Origin of the sequence: Flavisolibacter nicotianae, assembly GCF_003628535.1 — a bacterium.
GTDB lineage: Bacteria > Bacteroidota > Bacteroidia > Chitinophagales > Chitinophagaceae > Flavisolibacter > Flavisolibacter nicotianae.
In genome coordinates, this window is record NZ_RBCI01000002.1 from 636,249 (window position 1) to 652,841 (window position 16,593).

Sequence of the window (16,593 nt, forward strand, 5' to 3'; positions counted from 1 at the left end):
TATTGAATTTAGTAAAATCCGCAACGCCACGCGAAGGATTTTCACGGGCCTTTCGCCTTGGGCTGGAAAAGGGTCTTCCCGGCCAGTGAAACGGTGCTTTTTTAACGAGTTATCCATTGGTCAACCCGGCGTTTTTCGATACATTTGCCAGAATAGACCTGCACCTTCCAAGGTGTGTAAACGATAGCAAGAAAATGAGTGAAATTATCGATACGCTGACAACAACACCGGCACCCGTAACCACTACCCCCGCCTATGGCGCCGATTCGATCCAGGTTTTAGAAGGCTTGGAAGCCGTTCGCAAACGTCCCGCGATGTATATCGGGGACATTGGTGTGAAAGGCCTGCACCACCTGGTGTACGAGGTGGTGGACAACTCCATCGACGAAGCCCTGGCCGGACACTGTAAAAACATTCTCGTTACCATACATGAAGACAACTCCATCTCGGTGGAAGACGATGGCCGTGGAATCCCGACCGGCATCCATGCCAAAGAAGGCCGCTCCGCCCTCGAAGTGGTGATGACCGTGCTGCACGCCGGTGGTAAGTTCGACAAGGACTCGTACAAAGTTTCCGGTGGTTTGCACGGTGTGGGTGTGAGCTGCGTAAACGCCCTGAGTACAAAACTTCACGTGAACGTGTTCCGTGAAGGAAAAATATTTGAGCAGGAATACCGTATCGGTGTACCGCAGTATCCTGTACGCGAAATCGGCGTCACCGAAAAGCGGGGCACCACTGTCCACTTCTGGCCCGACGATACCATTTTCATTACATCGGTTTACAACAAAGACATTTTGGAAAGTCGCCTGCGTGAGCTGAGCTTTTTGAACAAAGGCCTGCGCATTACGCTGAACGACCTGCGTGAAAAAGACGAGGACGCCGGTCTGACATATTCCAAAACCTTTTACAGCGAAGGTGGTATAACCGAGTTTGTGGAAATGATGGACAGCAACGGCGGTCGCCAGTCCTTATTGCCAAAGCCTTTGTATGTAGAAGGACGCGATGAAAAAGCCAATGTTGCGGTGGAAGTGTCCATGACCTACAACACCAGCTACAACGAGCATATTTACTCCTACGTTAACAACATCAATACCATTGAAGGCGGTACCCACGTTTCGGGTTTCCGCAGCGCCCTGACCCGCGTGTTTAAAAAATACGGCGATGAGCAGGGGCTTTTTGAAAAGGCAAAGGTGACCATCGAAGGTGATGACTTCCGTGAAGGCTTAAGTGCGATCATTTCGGTAAAGGTTCCGGAGCCGCAGTTTGAAGGCCAGACGAAAACAAAGCTGGGCAACAACGAAGTCGCCGGTATTGTGAACACCACGGTGGCCCGTGTGCTGGAGTCTTACCTGGAAGAAAACCCCAAGGAAGCGAAGAATATCATCCAGAAAGTGATCCTGGCGGCACAGGCAAGAGCGGCTGCCAAAAAGGCCCGCGAGATGGTGCAGCGCAAATCCGTTTTAAGCGGTGGTGGACTGCCCGGTAAACTCGCCGACTGTTCCGAACGCGATCCCAATAAATGTGAACTCTACCTGGTTGAGGGTGACTCGGCCGGTGGTACGGCCAAGCAGGGACGCGACAGAAGTTACCAGGCCATTCTGCCCTTGCGTGGTAAGATCCTGAACGTGGAAAAGGCCATGGAGCACAAGATCTACGAGAACGAAGAGATCCGCAACATGTACACTGCTTTGGGTGTAACCGTCGGTACGCCGGAAGACCCGAAGGCATTGAACCTGGTCAAGCTTCGTTATCACAAGCTTATTATCATGACCGATGCCGACGTGGACGGAAGCCATATTGCCACGCTGATCCTGACTTTTATCTTCCGTTACATGAAAGAAATGGTGGAGCAGGGCTATGTGTACATTGCACAGCCACCGCTTTACCTGGTGAAGAAAGGGAAGGAACAGGTGTATGCGTACAACGAAGAACAGCGCAAGGCCCTCGTGGAAAAAATGGGTGGCGGCAACGAAGGTTCGGTGAACATCCAGCGATACAAAGGTTTGGGTGAAATGAACGCCGAGCAGTTGTGGGCAACAACCATGAACCCCGAGACAAGAACGCTGAAGCAGGTGACCATTGAGAGTGCAGCCGAAGCCGACCGCGTCTTCAGCATGCTGATGGGCGATGAAGTGGCACCGCGCCGCGAGTTCATCGAAAGCCATGCGAAATACGCAAGGATTGACGTGTAAATGCCTCCCCAAACCCCTCCAGGGAGGGGCTTTCCATCGCACAGACCCTTGCTTTTGCACGATACTTCAAAGCCTCCATCATATTTTAAGGTGGAGGCTTTTTGCTGCCGTTGGGCGTCTCCGCCAACGGCTTTCTTTTGCCCCGGCGGGGTATCGTGTTCATAGAAAGAAAGAACAATCGAGAGAATAAAGCTCCGAAGGAGCGATATATTTTTTATGGTACCAGCGATGGAACGTCGATTGAACACCCGTTGCGTCGCACTCTTCAGCGTTCGGAACGCAGCCGGGTAAAAAAGAATGCCATCCCTTCAAGGGATGGCATTCTTCGGCTTACAATCGGGTCTCGTGCCCGGAAATTCCCTCACCTTGAGGAGAGGGTTAGGGCGAGGTGTATATTCGCCGCATGAAAACAGTTTTGATTACCGGGGCTACATCGGGTTTTGGCGAAGCCTGCGCAAACATATTTGCATCGAATGGCTACCGGCTCATCTTAAACGGCCGCCGCACGGAGCGGCTGCAAACATTGAAAGAACAACTGGAAAAAGAAAGTGCCGTTCCCTGCTACCTTCTCCCGTTCGACGTGCGGGACCGGGAAGCGGTTTTTGCGGCAATCAACAGCCTGCCGCCGGAATGGCAAACCATCGACGTGTTGGTGAACAATGCAGGACTGGCCCTCGGTCGCGACCTGTTCGACCTCGCCAATGTGGATGACTGGGATACGATGATCGATACCAACCTCAAAGGACTGCTGTATGTTTCCAAGGCCGTTGTTCCATTCATGAGCAAAAGGCGGCAGGGGCATATCATCAACGTCGGGTCCACCGCAGCCAAGGATATGTACGAAGGCGGCAACGTATACTGTGCTTCCAAAGCAGCCGTCGACGCGGTGAGCAAGGCCATGCGCATCGACCTTTTGAAGCACCATATCAAGGTTACCGCCGTACACCCGGGCGCTGCCGAAACCGAATTTTCGCTGGTGCGCTTCAAGGGCAATACCGGTGCCGCCGAAAAAGTGTATGAAGGGTACGAACCGCTGACCGCCGAAGACGTGGCCTCCGTTATTTACTACTGTGCATCGCTGCCGCCGCATGTTTGCATCAACGACCTGGTTCTTACCTGTACGCAGCAGGCCGATGGAATCCACTTTCACAAGGACGGGAAACCCGTGTAAAAAAAGATTGTAAAAACCCTAACATCGCAAGGGGAATAGCAGTCATTGGTGGCACAAACTTCGCTTTGCGAAGGGCGGATTTTTTGGCGGGATTTTCCGGTAGTTTTCCGGCAAGGGTTTCTACGCAATTTTGATGAAAATCAACGCGTCTTCTTGGGCCCGCTAAAAAAATAATTACTTTTAAGTCCAGTTCCATTACCTATTGATAAACCATGAAAAACACGATTTTCTTTTTCCTTCTTTTTGTCCTGGCTGCCGGCTCTACGGCATCCGCCCAGGACGTGATCCGTTTACAGGAATGCAATAACAGCTCGATCAAGCAACAGGCCGACAGCCTGCGCCAGTTGTATGGCCGCGATGGCTTCCAGGTAATCCGCGAAGCATCGATCAGCATGGAAAGCGAGTACGAAATGCCGGTGGTTGTGCCGCTGCAACAGGGCTCCTGGTACCAGTTTGTTTTTATCGGCGACATCAGTTCGCGTCTCTATGAAGTGCGCATGTACGACTGGGACGAGAAAATGGTCGTCTACCAGAAAAAAATGTGGGGCGATGTGGATGGCAACATCATTTCGTTTTCGTACATACCCAAGTTTAGCGAGATGCACATGTTTAAACCGGTGCAGCAAAACAAGCAAAAAAAACAGGGGCTTTGCGGCTATGTTATGCTGCTGAAAAAGGTGCGCTAACCTCGCCCCTGCATTTGGACACCCCGATCCCCCAGTAGCCTCCAGGGACGGGCTTACAATCACACAGACCCTTGCTTTTGCACGATATAACGAAGCCTCCATCATACAATTGATGGAGGCTTTTTGCTGCCGTTTGGCGTCTTAACCTACTGCAATTTCTTTGCCCCGGAGGGGCATCCTGTGAATAGAAGAAAGAATAGAAAAGGAAACAAAGCTCCGAAGGAGCGACATATTTTTCTTTTGCTGCCAGCACTAGAATAGCCATTGAGCTTCCGTTGCACAGTTTATCCTGACGATGGAAGGGCTCCGTTCAACGTTCGGAACACAGGGCGGCCGAAGAATGCCATCCCTTCAAGGGATGGCATTCTTTGATAAATAAAATCATCTTGCCCAAGCGGCCCTGTGCGTAGCAGTTCCTTCTCCTTGAGGTGAGGGTTAGGGTGAGGTGTATATTTGCCTCATGCACATCGACATCATCACTGTTTTGCCCGAGTTGCTGGAAAGTCCCTTGTCGCATTCGATCATGAAAAGAGCGCAGGACAAAGGGTTGCTGACCGTTCAAACGCACGGCCTGCGCAAGTGGGCCGTGAACGAGTACGGCCAGGTGGACGATTACCAGTACGGCGGTGGCGCCGGCATGGTGATGATGGCCGAACCATTGGCCAATGCGATCGATGAATTAAGCAAGGAGCGCACATTCGACGAGGTCATCTACCTTACTCCCGATGGCGAAACCCTGACGCAAAAAATTGCCAATACCCTTTCGCTGAAAGAAAACCTGCTTCTCATTTGCGGACATTACAAAGGGATTGACCAGCGTATCCGCGAACACTATGTAACCAGGGAAATTTCCATCGGCGATTACGTGCTGAGTGGGGGCGAACTGGCTGCCGCCGTCCTGGTCGATGCCGTCGGTCGCCTCCTTCCCGGCGTTCTCAATGACGAAACATCGGCCCTCACCGATTCCTTCCAAGACAACCTGCTGGCACCACCCGTTTATACCCGTCCGGCCGAATGGCGCGGAATGAAAGTGCCCGATATTTTGCTCAGTGGCCACACGGCAAAAATTGAAGAATGGCGGCACGAGCAGGCCGTTCAGCGCACCAAAGAAAAACGCCCCGACCTGTTGGAGGACGAGGCGCTGTAAGTCAGGAGCGGTGAATGGCCAATGAGAAAGTTCCTTAAACACCATTGACCATTCACAACTCACGATGCTTACGATTTGCTGATCAAGTTTGCCTTCCGCAACAACCTCCGGTTTTCCCGCTTGTGCATCAGGTTGAACACCAGCGTGTACATCACCGGCAGAATCAGCAGGGTGAGGATCGTGGACGTGATCAAGCCGCCGATCACCACTCTTGCCAGGGGCTTCTGGGTCTCGCTGCCGATGCCTGTTGAAATAGCGGCCGGCAATAAACCAATGGCTGCCATCAGGGCCGTCATTACCACGGGACGAATTCGCGACCGGACACCTTCGCTTACGGCTTCCACTACATGCAGGCCCGCTTCCAGGTTTTTCCGGAAGACGGAGATCAGGATCACGCCGTTTTGAATACACACGCCAAAAAGGGCAATAAAGCCAATGCCGGCCGAGATGCTGAAGTTCATCCCCGTGACATAGAGTGCCAGGATGCCACCGATCAACGCAAAGGGTACGTTCATGATGGTGAGCATGGCATCCTTTGCATTCCCAAAGGTCATGAACAGGATGAGGAAGATCACCAGCAAACAAACCGGGACCACTTTGGCCAGTGTTGCCGAAGCCCTCTGCTGGTTTTCAAATTCGCCGTTCCAGGTCATGGAGTAGGCCTGCGGAAGGTGCACGGCGTCATTGACTTTCCGTTGCGCTTCGGCAATGGTGCTCCCCAGGTCTCTTTCACGAATCGAAAACTTTACGGCGATGTAGCGGGTGTTGTTGTCGCGGTAAATGAAAGCCGGTCCTGTCAGTGTGCGAATGTTAGCAATTTCCTTCAGCGGTACCTTGGAGCCATCCTGCGCCGGCACCATCAGGTTTTCCACTTTGTCCTGTGCATCCCTGAATTCTTTCTGGTAACGGACCCGCACATCAAACTTTCGTTCGCCCTCGTACAACTCCGTCGCGGCCTTTCCGCCGATGGCCATTTCAATCACGGCGTTGGCGTCGGCCATGTTCACGCCGTAAAAAGCCATGCGCTGCTGGTCCAGTTCAATCCGGAATTCGGGTTGCCCGAGGTTTCGTAGGATCCCGAGGTCTTCAATTCCCCTCACCGTACTCAGTTGTGCCATCACCCGTTTGGAAAGGCTGTCAAGCGTAGTGAAATCAGGGCCAAATATTTTCACCGCCAGGGCCGCGTTTACACCGGCGACGGCTTCTTCCACGTTGTCGCGGATCGGTTGCGAATAGTTCAGGACAATGCCTGGCAACTTGCGCAACTGCCCATCCATTTCATCGATCAATTGCTCCTCGGTGATCCTGCGTTTCCATTGTTCTTTTTGTTTCAGGTCTACCTGGATCTGCACGTTAAAAAATCCTTTCGGGTCGGTGCCATCATTGGTCCGGCCCACTTGCGAAAGGGTTTGCTCTACCTCGGGAAATTCGCGGAGAATGTCCACCATTTTATCGGAGATATGTTGCGCTTCCTGCAGCGAAACGCTCATGGGCAACTCGGCTTCCACCCAAAGGGCGCCCTCGTCGAGTTCGGGCAGAAATTCGGTTCCCAGGAATTTGACGATGCCAAACGAAAGACCCATCACGGCGAGGGCAATCAGGAGGCTGGCCTTGGGAAAACGGGTGGTGAGGTTGAAGGCTTTCATCACACCCCGTTCGATAAAAAGAACAAGGGGATTGTGCTTTTCCCGTACGTTCTTGCGCAGTAAAATACTCGACAGGGCAGGCACCAGGGTCAGCGTGAACAGCAGGGCGCCCAGCAGGGCAAAACCCAGTGTATAAGCCAGTGGCGAAAACATCTTGCCTTCCACTTTCTGGAAAGCAAAAATCGGAATGAGGCAGGTGATGATGATCAGCTTTGAAAAGAAGATGGCCTTTCCCATCTCCGTTCCGGTTTGTTTGAACAGCCCCAGTTTGGCCAGCTTGTTGAATCGTTCCATGCCCACTTCCCGTGCCCGGTGGTCGAGCGCCACAAACAATCCTTCCACCATCACTACGGCACCGTCGATGATGATCCCAAAATCCACGGCGCCCATCGAAAGCAGGTTGGCGCTCATGCCCTTGATGCGCATGCAGATAAAGGCAAACAGCAGGGAGAGTGGGATGATGATTCCCACCGTCAGCGTGGTGCGCCAGTCGGCCATGAAAAGAAACACGATCACCGTCACCAGGATGATTCCTTCAAGCAGGTTGTGCACAACCGTGTGCTGCGCATAATCCATTAATTCGGTGCGGTCGTAAAACGTATCGACCTTGACATCTTTGGGCAGGATGTTTTGATTCAGCTCTTTCACTTTTGCTTCTACCCGTTGCAGCACTTCACTGGGGTTTTCGCCTTTGCGCATCACCACGATGCCTTCAATCACATCGGGCTGCTTGTCGCGGGTGACCCATCCCAGGCGTGGCCGTCCCGCTTCGGTCACGGTGGCAATATTCCTGACGAGGATAGGCACATTGCCTTCCCTTGTGACGATGATGTTTTCAATGTCCGGAATGTCTTTCAAAATCCCGATGCCACGTACAACAAACGATTGCCCGTTGCGCTCAATTACGTCGCCGCCCACGTTGATGTTGCTTTTCTGCACGGCGCTGTATACATCGAGCGAAGAGAGATTGTACTTGGTGAGCATCTCGGGATTCACACTCACTTCAAAGGTTTTTTCTTCGCCGCCAAAGCTGTTTACATCGGCCACACCGGGTACCGATTTGAACTGCCGGTCGAGCACCCAGTCCTGGATGGCGGTGAGCTCGTGAATGGATTTGGTGGGGCTTTTCAATGTATAGCGATAGATCTCGCCGGTGGGGCCATAGGGCGGCTGCACATCGGGCTTGACACCTTCGGGCAGGTCGGCATTTCCAAGGCGGCTCAGCACCTGTTGCCGGGCAAAGGCATCGTCCACATCGTCGTCGAAAATGATGCGGATATAGCTCAGGCCAAATGCCGAGGTGGTGCGCAGGTTGGCTTTTTTCTGTACCGAATTCAGCGCCACTTCCAGAGGGATCGTGACAAATTTTTCTACCTCCTCCGCACTGCGGCCCGGCCACTGCGCAATGATGATGATCTGCGTGTTGGTGACATCGGGAAAGGTTTCAATCGGCGTGTTTTTATACGAAACAAAACCAAATACGGCCAGCACGGCTGTCATGAAAAAAACAAAATACCGGTGCCGCAGGGAAAAATGAATGATGCGTTTGATGAACTTGTTCATGGTTGAACATTTGTGTGAATGGTGGATGGAATTTGCTTCCGTCAGATGTTAAACGTTAGACGTGAAACGGGTGTAAAGTCGTTACCCCACTTTATAGTTTGATGTCTGACATTTGACGTCTCACGTCACTTCATTTCCTGCGCTTCCTGCAACTGGCGATAAAAGAGCAGGGCCTGGTTGCTGATAACCCGTTCGCCAGCCATCAATCCGCTTTTCAGGTAGACGATTTTGCCGGCCGTTTTCAACACTTCCACCTCGCGAATCTGCAGGTTGCATTTGCCATGGTACACGACCACGAAGGTTTTCCCATCTTCGCTCACAAGCGCCGATGCGGGAATGACATTGGCCCTGGCGCCTTCGGTGTTTTGGATCACGATGTTGGCAAACATTTCGGGCTTTAGCCGGCCGCTGTTGTTGGGCAGCACAATGCGGATCTTCATCACCTTTGTTTGCGGGTCCAGCACCTGGTTTACCTTGTCCACCCTGCCCACGAACGAACTATCGGGATAGGCCAGCGTTGTCACCAGCGCTGTGTAGCCTTCTCTCACTTTGGCGATGTCGCTTTCATACACATTCGCCCAGATCCACACATCTTTTGTGTCGCCAACCGTGAAAAGGTTTTGACCGTTGTCGTTGCGGATGAACTGGCCGGGATTGACATTTTTTTCCACCACGTAGCCGCTCTTCGGCGCGGTAACTACATAGGTGCCGTTGGCCGAGGTGCGGCCACTCCCGTTGATGGCAATCTGCGACCGGATCTTCGAGGCATTGGCCAGTGCTTTCTGGTAGCCCTGTTTGGCGACAATGAATTCTTTTTCGCTGCCGATGCCGTTCTGAAACAGGTGTTCGGCATTGTCCATTTCGCGTTTGGCGATGGCAATGTCGTTGCCGGCAGAAGAAAGGTCGGCATAGTTGCCGGCAATGTCGGCGCTTTTGATCAGGGCCAGCGTTTGCCCTGCATGCACATAGTCGCCCAGCGAGGCGTTCACACTGATTACCTGGCCACTGCTGACGGGGAAGATTTTGACGACTTTGTTTTCGTTGAAGCTCACCTCACCCGAAAGCTTGAGTTCATCGCTGATGCGGCTTTCGCTCACACTGTCGATGGTCACCATTTTGGCCATGCTGTCGCTGATGCAGACCTCTTTTTTTTCCGGCGCTGTCGCGGCATGACCGTCGCAGGCGGTGAAGCCAACCGCTGCCGCAAGGAGAAGAAGGGAAATGGGAAAAATATGTTTCATGATTCAGTTATTGAAGCGTGATGATTGTTTGTGCGGTGACATAATTGAATTCGGCGGCTGCGTTCAGCAGCGCCGTATACTGTTGCAGTTGCTTTTGTTTGGTGTCTTTGTACGACGAAAAAAAGTCGATAAAATCAACCAGGCCCACTTTACGCTGCCGGTAGCTTTCCACCATGTTGCGCAACAGTTTTTCGTAATTCTCCGACCAGGTACCGGCGGCACTGTTTTGCACCTGCAATAAGGTTTGCAACTTGTTGTAGGCGCTCAATACTTCGGCCTGCACCACGGACTGCGTTTGTTTTTCGAGCAACTGAGAACTCTTGACATTCCACTCCGCCGCCTGAATGTTGCCACGGTTCCTGTTGAACAACGGAAGAGGCAGGGCAACCTGGAGGCCGGTGTAATTGCGCACATAGCTGTTCGAGCGGTCGTAATCGACACCCACGGTCACATCGGGTTTTGCCAGTGCTTTTTGGTAGGCGAGATTGTGCTGCTGGTAACTGGCCTGCACGGCAGCCAGCGCGGCATCGGGGCGGGCCTTTTTGGCGCTGTCGATCAGGGGCAGCAGGGCAAGGTTATTCAACACGGATAAATCCATCGCTGGTGTGGCAACGGCAATTGGTGCGTTGTCGCCTGCCTGCAACAGGATGCGCAATTCTTTTTGCACGTCCTGCTGCTGACGGAGGTTGTCGGCATAATCACTTTGCAGGGAATACAGCAGCGATTTGATGCGCACATTGTCTTTAAGAGAAATGTCGCCCACCTTCAACATTTCATCCATGCCCCTGGCGAGCGACCGGGCATGCATGATCTCCGTCTCGAGCAAACCGGCCGTTGCCTGCAACGCCGATAAATTGTTTAGATCGGTAACGAGAACATAGCGCAGGTTTCGCATCAGGTCGGAAAACTGGGCCTGGGCCGTTTGCATGCCGTCCTGTGCCAGTTGTACCTGCAGGCCGCGTTTGCCCGCCGTACGAATGAGCTGGGTGAGATTCAGGTATAATTGGCCGCCGTCCTGCGGGATGGCCGCGGTTCCCTTGCCGTGACGGAAAAATTTCCCGTCGTATAAATTTTGTTCGGTTGCCAGCAGGGGATTGTCCCAGGCTTTGGCTTGCTGAATCAAGGCCTCGCCGGCATTGATGTTATACTGCGCCGCCAGCAATTGAAGATTTTTTTTTAAAAACAGCTCTTCGGCTTTGGGAATGGAAAGACGCAGGGTGTCCTGCGCTTTCAGGCTTGCAAGGGCAAGCATGCATGCGCCAAAACCAAAGCTGCGCAGAAGTGCAACTTTACGTTTCATGTCTGGATGATTTGAGAGGAAGAATTTTGTCGCAACGACAAAGCACTGCACGGGACGTGCAGGAAAAAAGCAATACAGTTTCAGGTCTTGGGAGGAGGGGCCAGGATTTCAAAAAAACCGGATGAAAGCGAGTTCTCATCCTGCAGCGGAATGCTCCTGTATGAATATAGGGAGGATTCTTTTTTCACGGCGGCGCTGGGCTGCACCAGGAAAAAATGCGGCTTCAGCGCATGAAAATACCGGGCATTGTCGTCGTCGCTGTCCTTTGTTTTGTGAGGGTCTTTGTCTTTGGAAAAGCTGTACTGGATATACTCGCTCAGGCTGTTGATGTCATGCACCTGCCGGAAGTCGGCGTCATAGACGTCCTTCTCATCGATCTGTGCGATAAACATCGAAAAGTTGACATGCAACAACAGCAATATGAAGGCAAGGAGGCGCATCCACCTGCAAAAAAAGAATCTGTGCTTTCTATTGCAAACACCAAATCGGTCAATCAGGACTCTGAATGGGTCGTTGCAGCTAATGAATCTTCAAAAGAAAGCGGCAGAAAACAAAAAGCCACCCGTTGGTTTGCCGGCTCGCCCTTATACCAGCTCTTCTTCCACCTGCGCAAATCCTTTCTTCGGCTGCATCCGTTCCCACAGGATTTTGTACACGGTTTCCGCAATGGGCATGTCGGCGCCAATGCTCTTGTTAAAATTGTGGATGCACCGCGACGCATAATAGCCTTCGGCCACCATGTTCAGTTCCAGTTGCGCGGCTTTCACCGTATACCCTTTGCCGATCATGTTGCCAAAGGTGCGGTTGCGGCTGTACAGAGAATAGCAGGTTACCAGCAGGTCGCCAAGGTAAACAGAGGCGGCGTAGTTCATGTCTTTTTTCTTGTCGTGAACCTCGTGTTCGCCTACCACGATGTGTTGCACACCCACCTTGCGCAGGAAGCCCGCCATTTCATCGGCGCTGTTGGCAATGAGCACACTCAGGAAATTATCGCCGTAGTCCAGGCCGTGGGCAATGCCGGCGCCCAGTGCGTAGATATTTTTCATAACGGCAGCATACTGCACACCCAGGATGTCGGTGTTGACCACGGTATTGATATACGGTGCTTCGAAGCAGGTGGCAATTGTTGCGGCGGTTTCGCCGTCGACGCCCGAGAACGTCAGGTAGGAAAGTTTTTCCGCCGCCACTTCTTCGGCGTGGCAGGGACCCAGCACCGCGAAATAATTTGACAGTGGAAGGGCAAAATGGCGTTCCAGGTATTCGTTCAGCAAAATATCGCAGCCGGGAATCAAGCCTTTGATGGCCGACAGAATTTTTTTGTTCCTGAGCGAGTTCTTGTCGATGCTTTGCAGGACCTCTTCGGCATAGGCCGAAGGCACGGCAAAAACCAGCAGGTCCGATTCGTTGACGACCGTTTGCACGTCATCGCTCATGCTGAGCAGCGACACATCGAAGTAGGCCGAACTCAAATAATTCGGGTTGTGGTGGCGCTGCTTTATGTAGTCGATGCTGGCGGAATTGCGGATCCACCAGTTCACCCGCTGCTTGTTGTCGGTAATAATTTTTACGAGGGCTGTACCCCAACTGCCGTTGCCAATCACGCCTATTCTCATTCCTTCCATGCTAATCGTTTTGAAAAATTTGTTCTTTGGAAACCACAGTTACTTTTTGCCCGCTGCGCAGGTTTTTGCTGACGGCCGTATAGGGTCCGGTTACCAGTTTTTCGCCCTCCTTCAACCCGGCGGTGATCTCGAAATAATTGATGTCCTGAATGCCGGTCGTTACAACCCGCTTCTCCACGGTGCCGTCGCTTTTGATCACATACACCACTTCTTCCAGTTCGTCGGTGTTGAGGGTTTCGTCGGTGGATTCTTCTGTGTTTGCTTTTTGTTTTGCTGCCGTGTGTTCGTCACTGCCTTTGGGTTTTGAAACCACCGCACCTACAGGAACACTGATGACATTCTGCCGTGTTTTCGTTTTGATGTCTGCTCTTGCATTCATGCCCGGACGAAAGGGCATGCTGCGGCGTCCGCTGTCGAACAGGTCGGCGTAAGACGAGGGCAGCAGGCGGATGTGCACTTCATAATTCGCAACATCGTTCGATAAAAAAGACGTCGCGTCTTTCCGGGAACTACCGTTGGCGATGCCGGTTACCACGCCTTTGAACTTTCGTTTGTTATAGGCTTCCACTTCCACGTCGGCAGAGTCGCCGATGGCGATCTTGATAATGTTGTTTTCGTTCACGTCCACCCGCACCTCCATTTTGCGCATGTCGGCAATGCGCAGCAGCTCCGAACCCGGTAACTGCATGGCGCCAATCCGTTCACCCATTTTTACATTCAATGCAATGACGGTGCCGCCGATCGGGGAGGTGAGAATGGCTGAAGAAGGAGAGGCGGTGGTTCGCGGTGCCTGCATATTTTGCAGCAGTCCTTCAAAACCGGGCGGAATGTTGGGAAGACTGACACGCTGGGGTGAGGCCGCGGAGCCTTTTTCACCCTGGATGCGGGCCAGCTCCTGTCCCTTGTTTACGCTGTCGCCTTCCGCGATAGCCAGTTGCACTACCTGGCCGCTGATGGGAGAGCCAACCCTGATCTCCATTTCGGGATAGAGCTTGCCGCTCGCCGATACCGTTTCCACGAGTGTGCGGCGGCGGACCACTTCGGCCGTCACCTTCATGCCATCGTTCGCTCCCTTTCTCGTGCTCTTTACAACCGCAAAGACAACAGCCAGGGCGCCGGCGGCGATCAGTGTCCACTTCAATGTTTTGTTCATAATCGGTGTTGCCTTTTGCAGCAACGAATTCGGGCATAAAAATAAGCTGCCCGTTTCATTGAATGATACTGATGCAGACAACTATGAATGACCACAGGTGGATTCCCGTCTTCCAGCACTTTAAACGCATTGGCCTCCGCCTGTTCTTATTTGCCTATTGCCCGTTGTTACTTGCTTACGCCTCCAGTGCCTGCGCCAGATCCGCGATCAGGTACGACGGGTCTTCCAGCCCGGTGTAAATCCGGATATACTGGTGTTCATCGTTGGAAGGGTCAAAGTCGCCTGGCTGTAACCCGGCGCATTTGGGCAGCACCAGCGATTCGTGTCCGCCCCAGCTCACGGCCATGTAAAAATGTTTCAGGGATTCGCAAAAACGCGTAATGCTTTCCATGGTGCCGTTTTTCAGCGTGATGGTCAGCAGGCCGCAGGCGTCCTGCATTTGCTCTTTCGCCAGGTGGTATTGCGGAAACGATTCATCGAAGGGAAAGATGATTTTTCCGACTCTCGGGTGCGCTTGTAAAAACCGGAGCACTTCGGTTGTTGTGCGGGAGATCCGCTCCAGCCTTGCCGGCAGGGTGCGCAGGCCGCGAATCAGCAGCCAGGCATTGAAGGGCTGGATGCCGCTGCCGATGGCGAGGTATTCAAGGTCGAAGATTTTTTTCATTAGGTGGTGCGAACCGCTGAGCACCCCGCCCAGCGTGTCGCTATGGCCGCTGATATACTTGGTGGCTGTTTGCATGCTCAGGTCAATTCCCAATTCGATGGGCCGTTGATTCAGGGGCGTGCAGTAGCTGTTATCGATCAGCGTAATGATACCGTGCTTTTTGGCAAAGGCCGCCACTTCTTTCAGCGGTTGCAGCGCAAAGGTCCACGAGTTCGGCGACTCCAGGTATATGAAGGTGGTGTTGGGCTGTAGTGCCGCCTCAAAATTTTTGATATCGCTTCCGTCGATGTAGGTCGTGCTGACACCAAAGCGGGGCAGAATGTTGTCGAACGTCTTTTGCGCCCAGGTGTAAGGCTTCTGCACCGAGATGATATGATCGCCGCTTTTGACATTGGCAAAGACCGCGGCAAAGATGGCCGCCGCACCGTTGTTGAACACGAGGCAGTCCTCTGCACCGTCGAGTGCTGCCAGTTTTTTACGCAGGATGTCGACGGTTGGATTCAGCCCGCGGCTGTACAGGTAGCCGCCCATCTCGTCTTCAAATGCCGTGCGCAGTGCGGCAACGGTTTTGAACCGGAAGTTGGAGGTTTGAATAATGGGTGGTGCAATGGCGTTGAAATACTGTTCGCGGTCTTCGGCCAGTTCGTTAATGATGTATGAAAAATCCATGTTAGTTGACTTGTTCGGGTTTGCGGAAGGTTTTTACCAGAAAATAAAGGCCGGTGAAAAAAGCCAGCACCAGCAGGCCAATCAGCGCCGCATAATCATTGTTCCTGTAATCGAGGGCAATGCTGATGGCCACAAAAATATAAGCGGCAATAAAAACAAGCGGCAGCAGGGGATAAAGCTTCATGCTGAAGATGCCCGAGCCGTCGAGGTGCCTTGTGCGTTTGCGGATAATAAAGATGCTGCCCGCCGATAGCGCCATGCCAAAGCTGTCGAGGAAAATCGTAAAGCTCAGGATCTTGTCGAACTCGCGGGCCCAGAAGACCACGATCGCGGCCACGGCGGCAAAGACCGTGAGGGCAAGACTGAGCGCTTCTTTCTTGTTGCGGCGTGTAAAGGCAGCGGGCAAAATGCCGTCTTCGCTCATGGCATACATCACCCGCGGGTTGCTGAGAAGAACGGCATTGACATAGGCCAGCACGCCAAGAAAAAGCAGGACGGACAGGATGCGTTCAGCCTGTGCGCCAAAAATTTTTGAAGCCATGATCGCGGCGATATTGGTGCTTTTTTTCAGTTCTTCGAAACCGATCACTTTCACGTAGGCATAGTTGATCAGCAGGTAAAGCAGGATGATGACGAAGATGCCGATAAAGATTCCTCTTGGGATGTTGCGGTTGGGCTTTTCCACCTCTTCGCCAAAGTTGATGGTCTGCTGGTAACCGCCAAAGCTGAAGCTGACCGCCACGAGTCCCACGCCAAAAGCTTTGATATATTCCCGCAATGCCGGTCCCATGCCGGTGGCGGCCGGCAGTGCAGAAGAAGCGGGGCCGGTAGCAAAAAACAAAGGCGTGATCAACAGCACGACCATGCCAATTTTGATGATCATTAAAACCGTTTGCGTCTTTGCGCTCATGCGCAGCCCCAGCATGTTAACGATATAGAAAAGGGTAATGGCAAAAACCGCAATGGACACCTGCACGGTTTTGATAAAACCGGCATTGGCGGCCACCTGCAGGTAAGCCGCATCTTTCGATGCGGGAATCAGCACGCTGGAAATATACTCGCTCCCCACGAGGGCAACGGCGGCACAGGAGGCGGCATTGGAAACCAAAATAATGCAGTTGATGGCAAAGGCAATGGAGGGGTGGTACGCATAAGCAAACACCTTGTAGTAGCCGCCGGTCACCGGGAGCCGCGAACCGATTTCCGCGTAGGTCAGTGCGCCGCAAAGTGCCACCAGGCCGCCGGCGACCCAGCACAGGTAAAAAATGGCCGGTGTGGGTGAAGCGGCTGCCACGTTCACGGGTGTACGAAAAATTCCCATGCCGATCACGAAGCTGATAACGATCATGGTGAGATCAAAAAGCTGCAGCTTTTGTTTTTGCATCATGGCGGGAAGATAAGAAATGCGTTTGGGGTTTGGGGTCTGGTGTTTGGGGTTGTTATCTTCCGTTAGTCAAACTTTACATAAGGCAACTGTTCAAGCGTTTTGAGATATGATAATTTGGCAGTTGGCCCGGAGGCATTGCTGGAAAATTTATC

General features: G+C 52.7%; 12 protein-coding genes. 4 read left to right on the forward strand and 8 right to left on the reverse strand.

Annotation, left to right across the window (positions count from 1 at the left end; genetic code table 11):
* Positions 1 to 194 precede the first annotated feature (194 nt).
* The 4 genes from gyrB to trmD all read left to right on the forward strand — a co-directional run bounded on the left by gyrB (position 195) and on the right by trmD (position 5,196).
* A complete protein-coding gene (gyrB, locus tag D6024_RS07815; protein WP_121354164.1) occupies positions 195 to 2,192 on the forward strand; it encodes a DNA topoisomerase (ATP-hydrolyzing) subunit B in 1,998 nt (665 codons plus the stop codon).
* 403 nt (positions 2,193 to 2,595) lie between these two features.
* The gene (locus D6024_RS07820) at positions 2,596 to 3,363 is read left to right on the forward strand and encodes an SDR family NAD(P)-dependent oxidoreductase (protein WP_121354165.1); all 768 of its coding nucleotides are present in this window, start codon (positions 2,596 to 2,598) and stop codon (positions 3,361 to 3,363) included.
* 212 nt (positions 3,364 to 3,575) lie between these two features.
* Positions 3,576 to 4,049: a hypothetical protein gene (locus D6024_RS07825; protein WP_121354016.1), complete on the forward strand. Its 474-nt coding sequence runs from the start codon at positions 3,576 to 3,578 to the stop codon at positions 4,047 to 4,049.
* 460 nt (positions 4,050 to 4,509) lie between these two features.
* Positions 4,510 to 5,196 (forward strand): tRNA (guanosine(37)-N1)-methyltransferase TrmD, encoded by a 687-nt coding sequence (trmD, locus tag D6024_RS07830; RefSeq protein ID WP_121354017.1) that lies wholly within the window; start codon positions 4,510 to 4,512, stop codon positions 5,194 to 5,196.
* A gap of 68 nt (positions 5,197 to 5,264) precedes the next feature.
* Here the strand turns inward: trmD and D6024_RS07835 are convergent, their stop codons facing one another.
* The 8 genes from D6024_RS07835 to D6024_RS07870 form a co-directional block, all read right to left on the reverse strand.
* Positions 5,265 to 8,405 (reverse strand): efflux RND transporter permease subunit, encoded by a 3,141-nt coding sequence (locus D6024_RS07835; protein ID WP_121354018.1) that lies wholly within the window; start codon positions 8,403 to 8,405, stop codon positions 5,265 to 5,267.
* 125 nt (positions 8,406 to 8,530) lie between these two features.
* Positions 8,531 to 9,646, reverse strand: a complete 1,116-nt coding sequence (locus D6024_RS07840; RefSeq protein ID WP_121354019.1) for an efflux RND transporter periplasmic adaptor subunit — start codon at positions 9,644 to 9,646, stop codon at positions 8,531 to 8,533.
* Between the two features lie 7 nt (positions 9,647 to 9,653).
* Positions 9,654 to 10,946 (reverse strand): TolC family protein, encoded by a 1,293-nt coding sequence (locus D6024_RS07845; protein WP_121354020.1) that lies wholly within the window; start codon positions 10,944 to 10,946, stop codon positions 9,654 to 9,656.
* 80 nt (positions 10,947 to 11,026) lie between these two features.
* A complete protein-coding gene (locus tag D6024_RS07850; protein WP_162944622.1) occupies positions 11,027 to 11,338 on the reverse strand; it encodes a hypothetical protein in 312 nt (103 codons plus the stop codon).
* Between the two features lie 192 nt (positions 11,339 to 11,530).
* Positions 11,531 to 12,568, reverse strand: a complete 1,038-nt coding sequence (locus D6024_RS07855; RefSeq protein WP_240409984.1) for an NAD(P)H-dependent glycerol-3-phosphate dehydrogenase — start codon at positions 12,566 to 12,568, stop codon at positions 11,531 to 11,533.
* A 1-nt stretch (position 12,569) separates the two neighbouring features.
* Positions 12,570 to 13,721, reverse strand: coding sequence for an efflux RND transporter periplasmic adaptor subunit (locus D6024_RS07860; RefSeq protein ID WP_121354022.1), 1,152 nt, complete (start codon positions 13,719 to 13,721; stop codon positions 12,570 to 12,572).
* Between the two features lie 175 nt (positions 13,722 to 13,896).
* Positions 13,897 to 15,054 carry a trans-sulfuration enzyme family protein gene (locus D6024_RS07865; RefSeq protein ID WP_121354023.1) on the reverse strand — a complete coding sequence of 386 codons (1,158 nt, stop codon included), beginning with the start codon at positions 15,052 to 15,054 and terminating at the stop codon, positions 13,897 to 13,899.
* 1 nt (position 15,055) lies between these two features.
* On the reverse strand, positions 15,056 to 16,441 hold the full coding sequence (locus D6024_RS07870) for an APC family permease (RefSeq protein WP_121354024.1): 1,386 nt from the start codon (positions 16,439 to 16,441) through the stop codon (positions 15,056 to 15,058).
* Between the last annotated feature and the right edge of the window lie 152 nt (positions 16,442 to 16,593).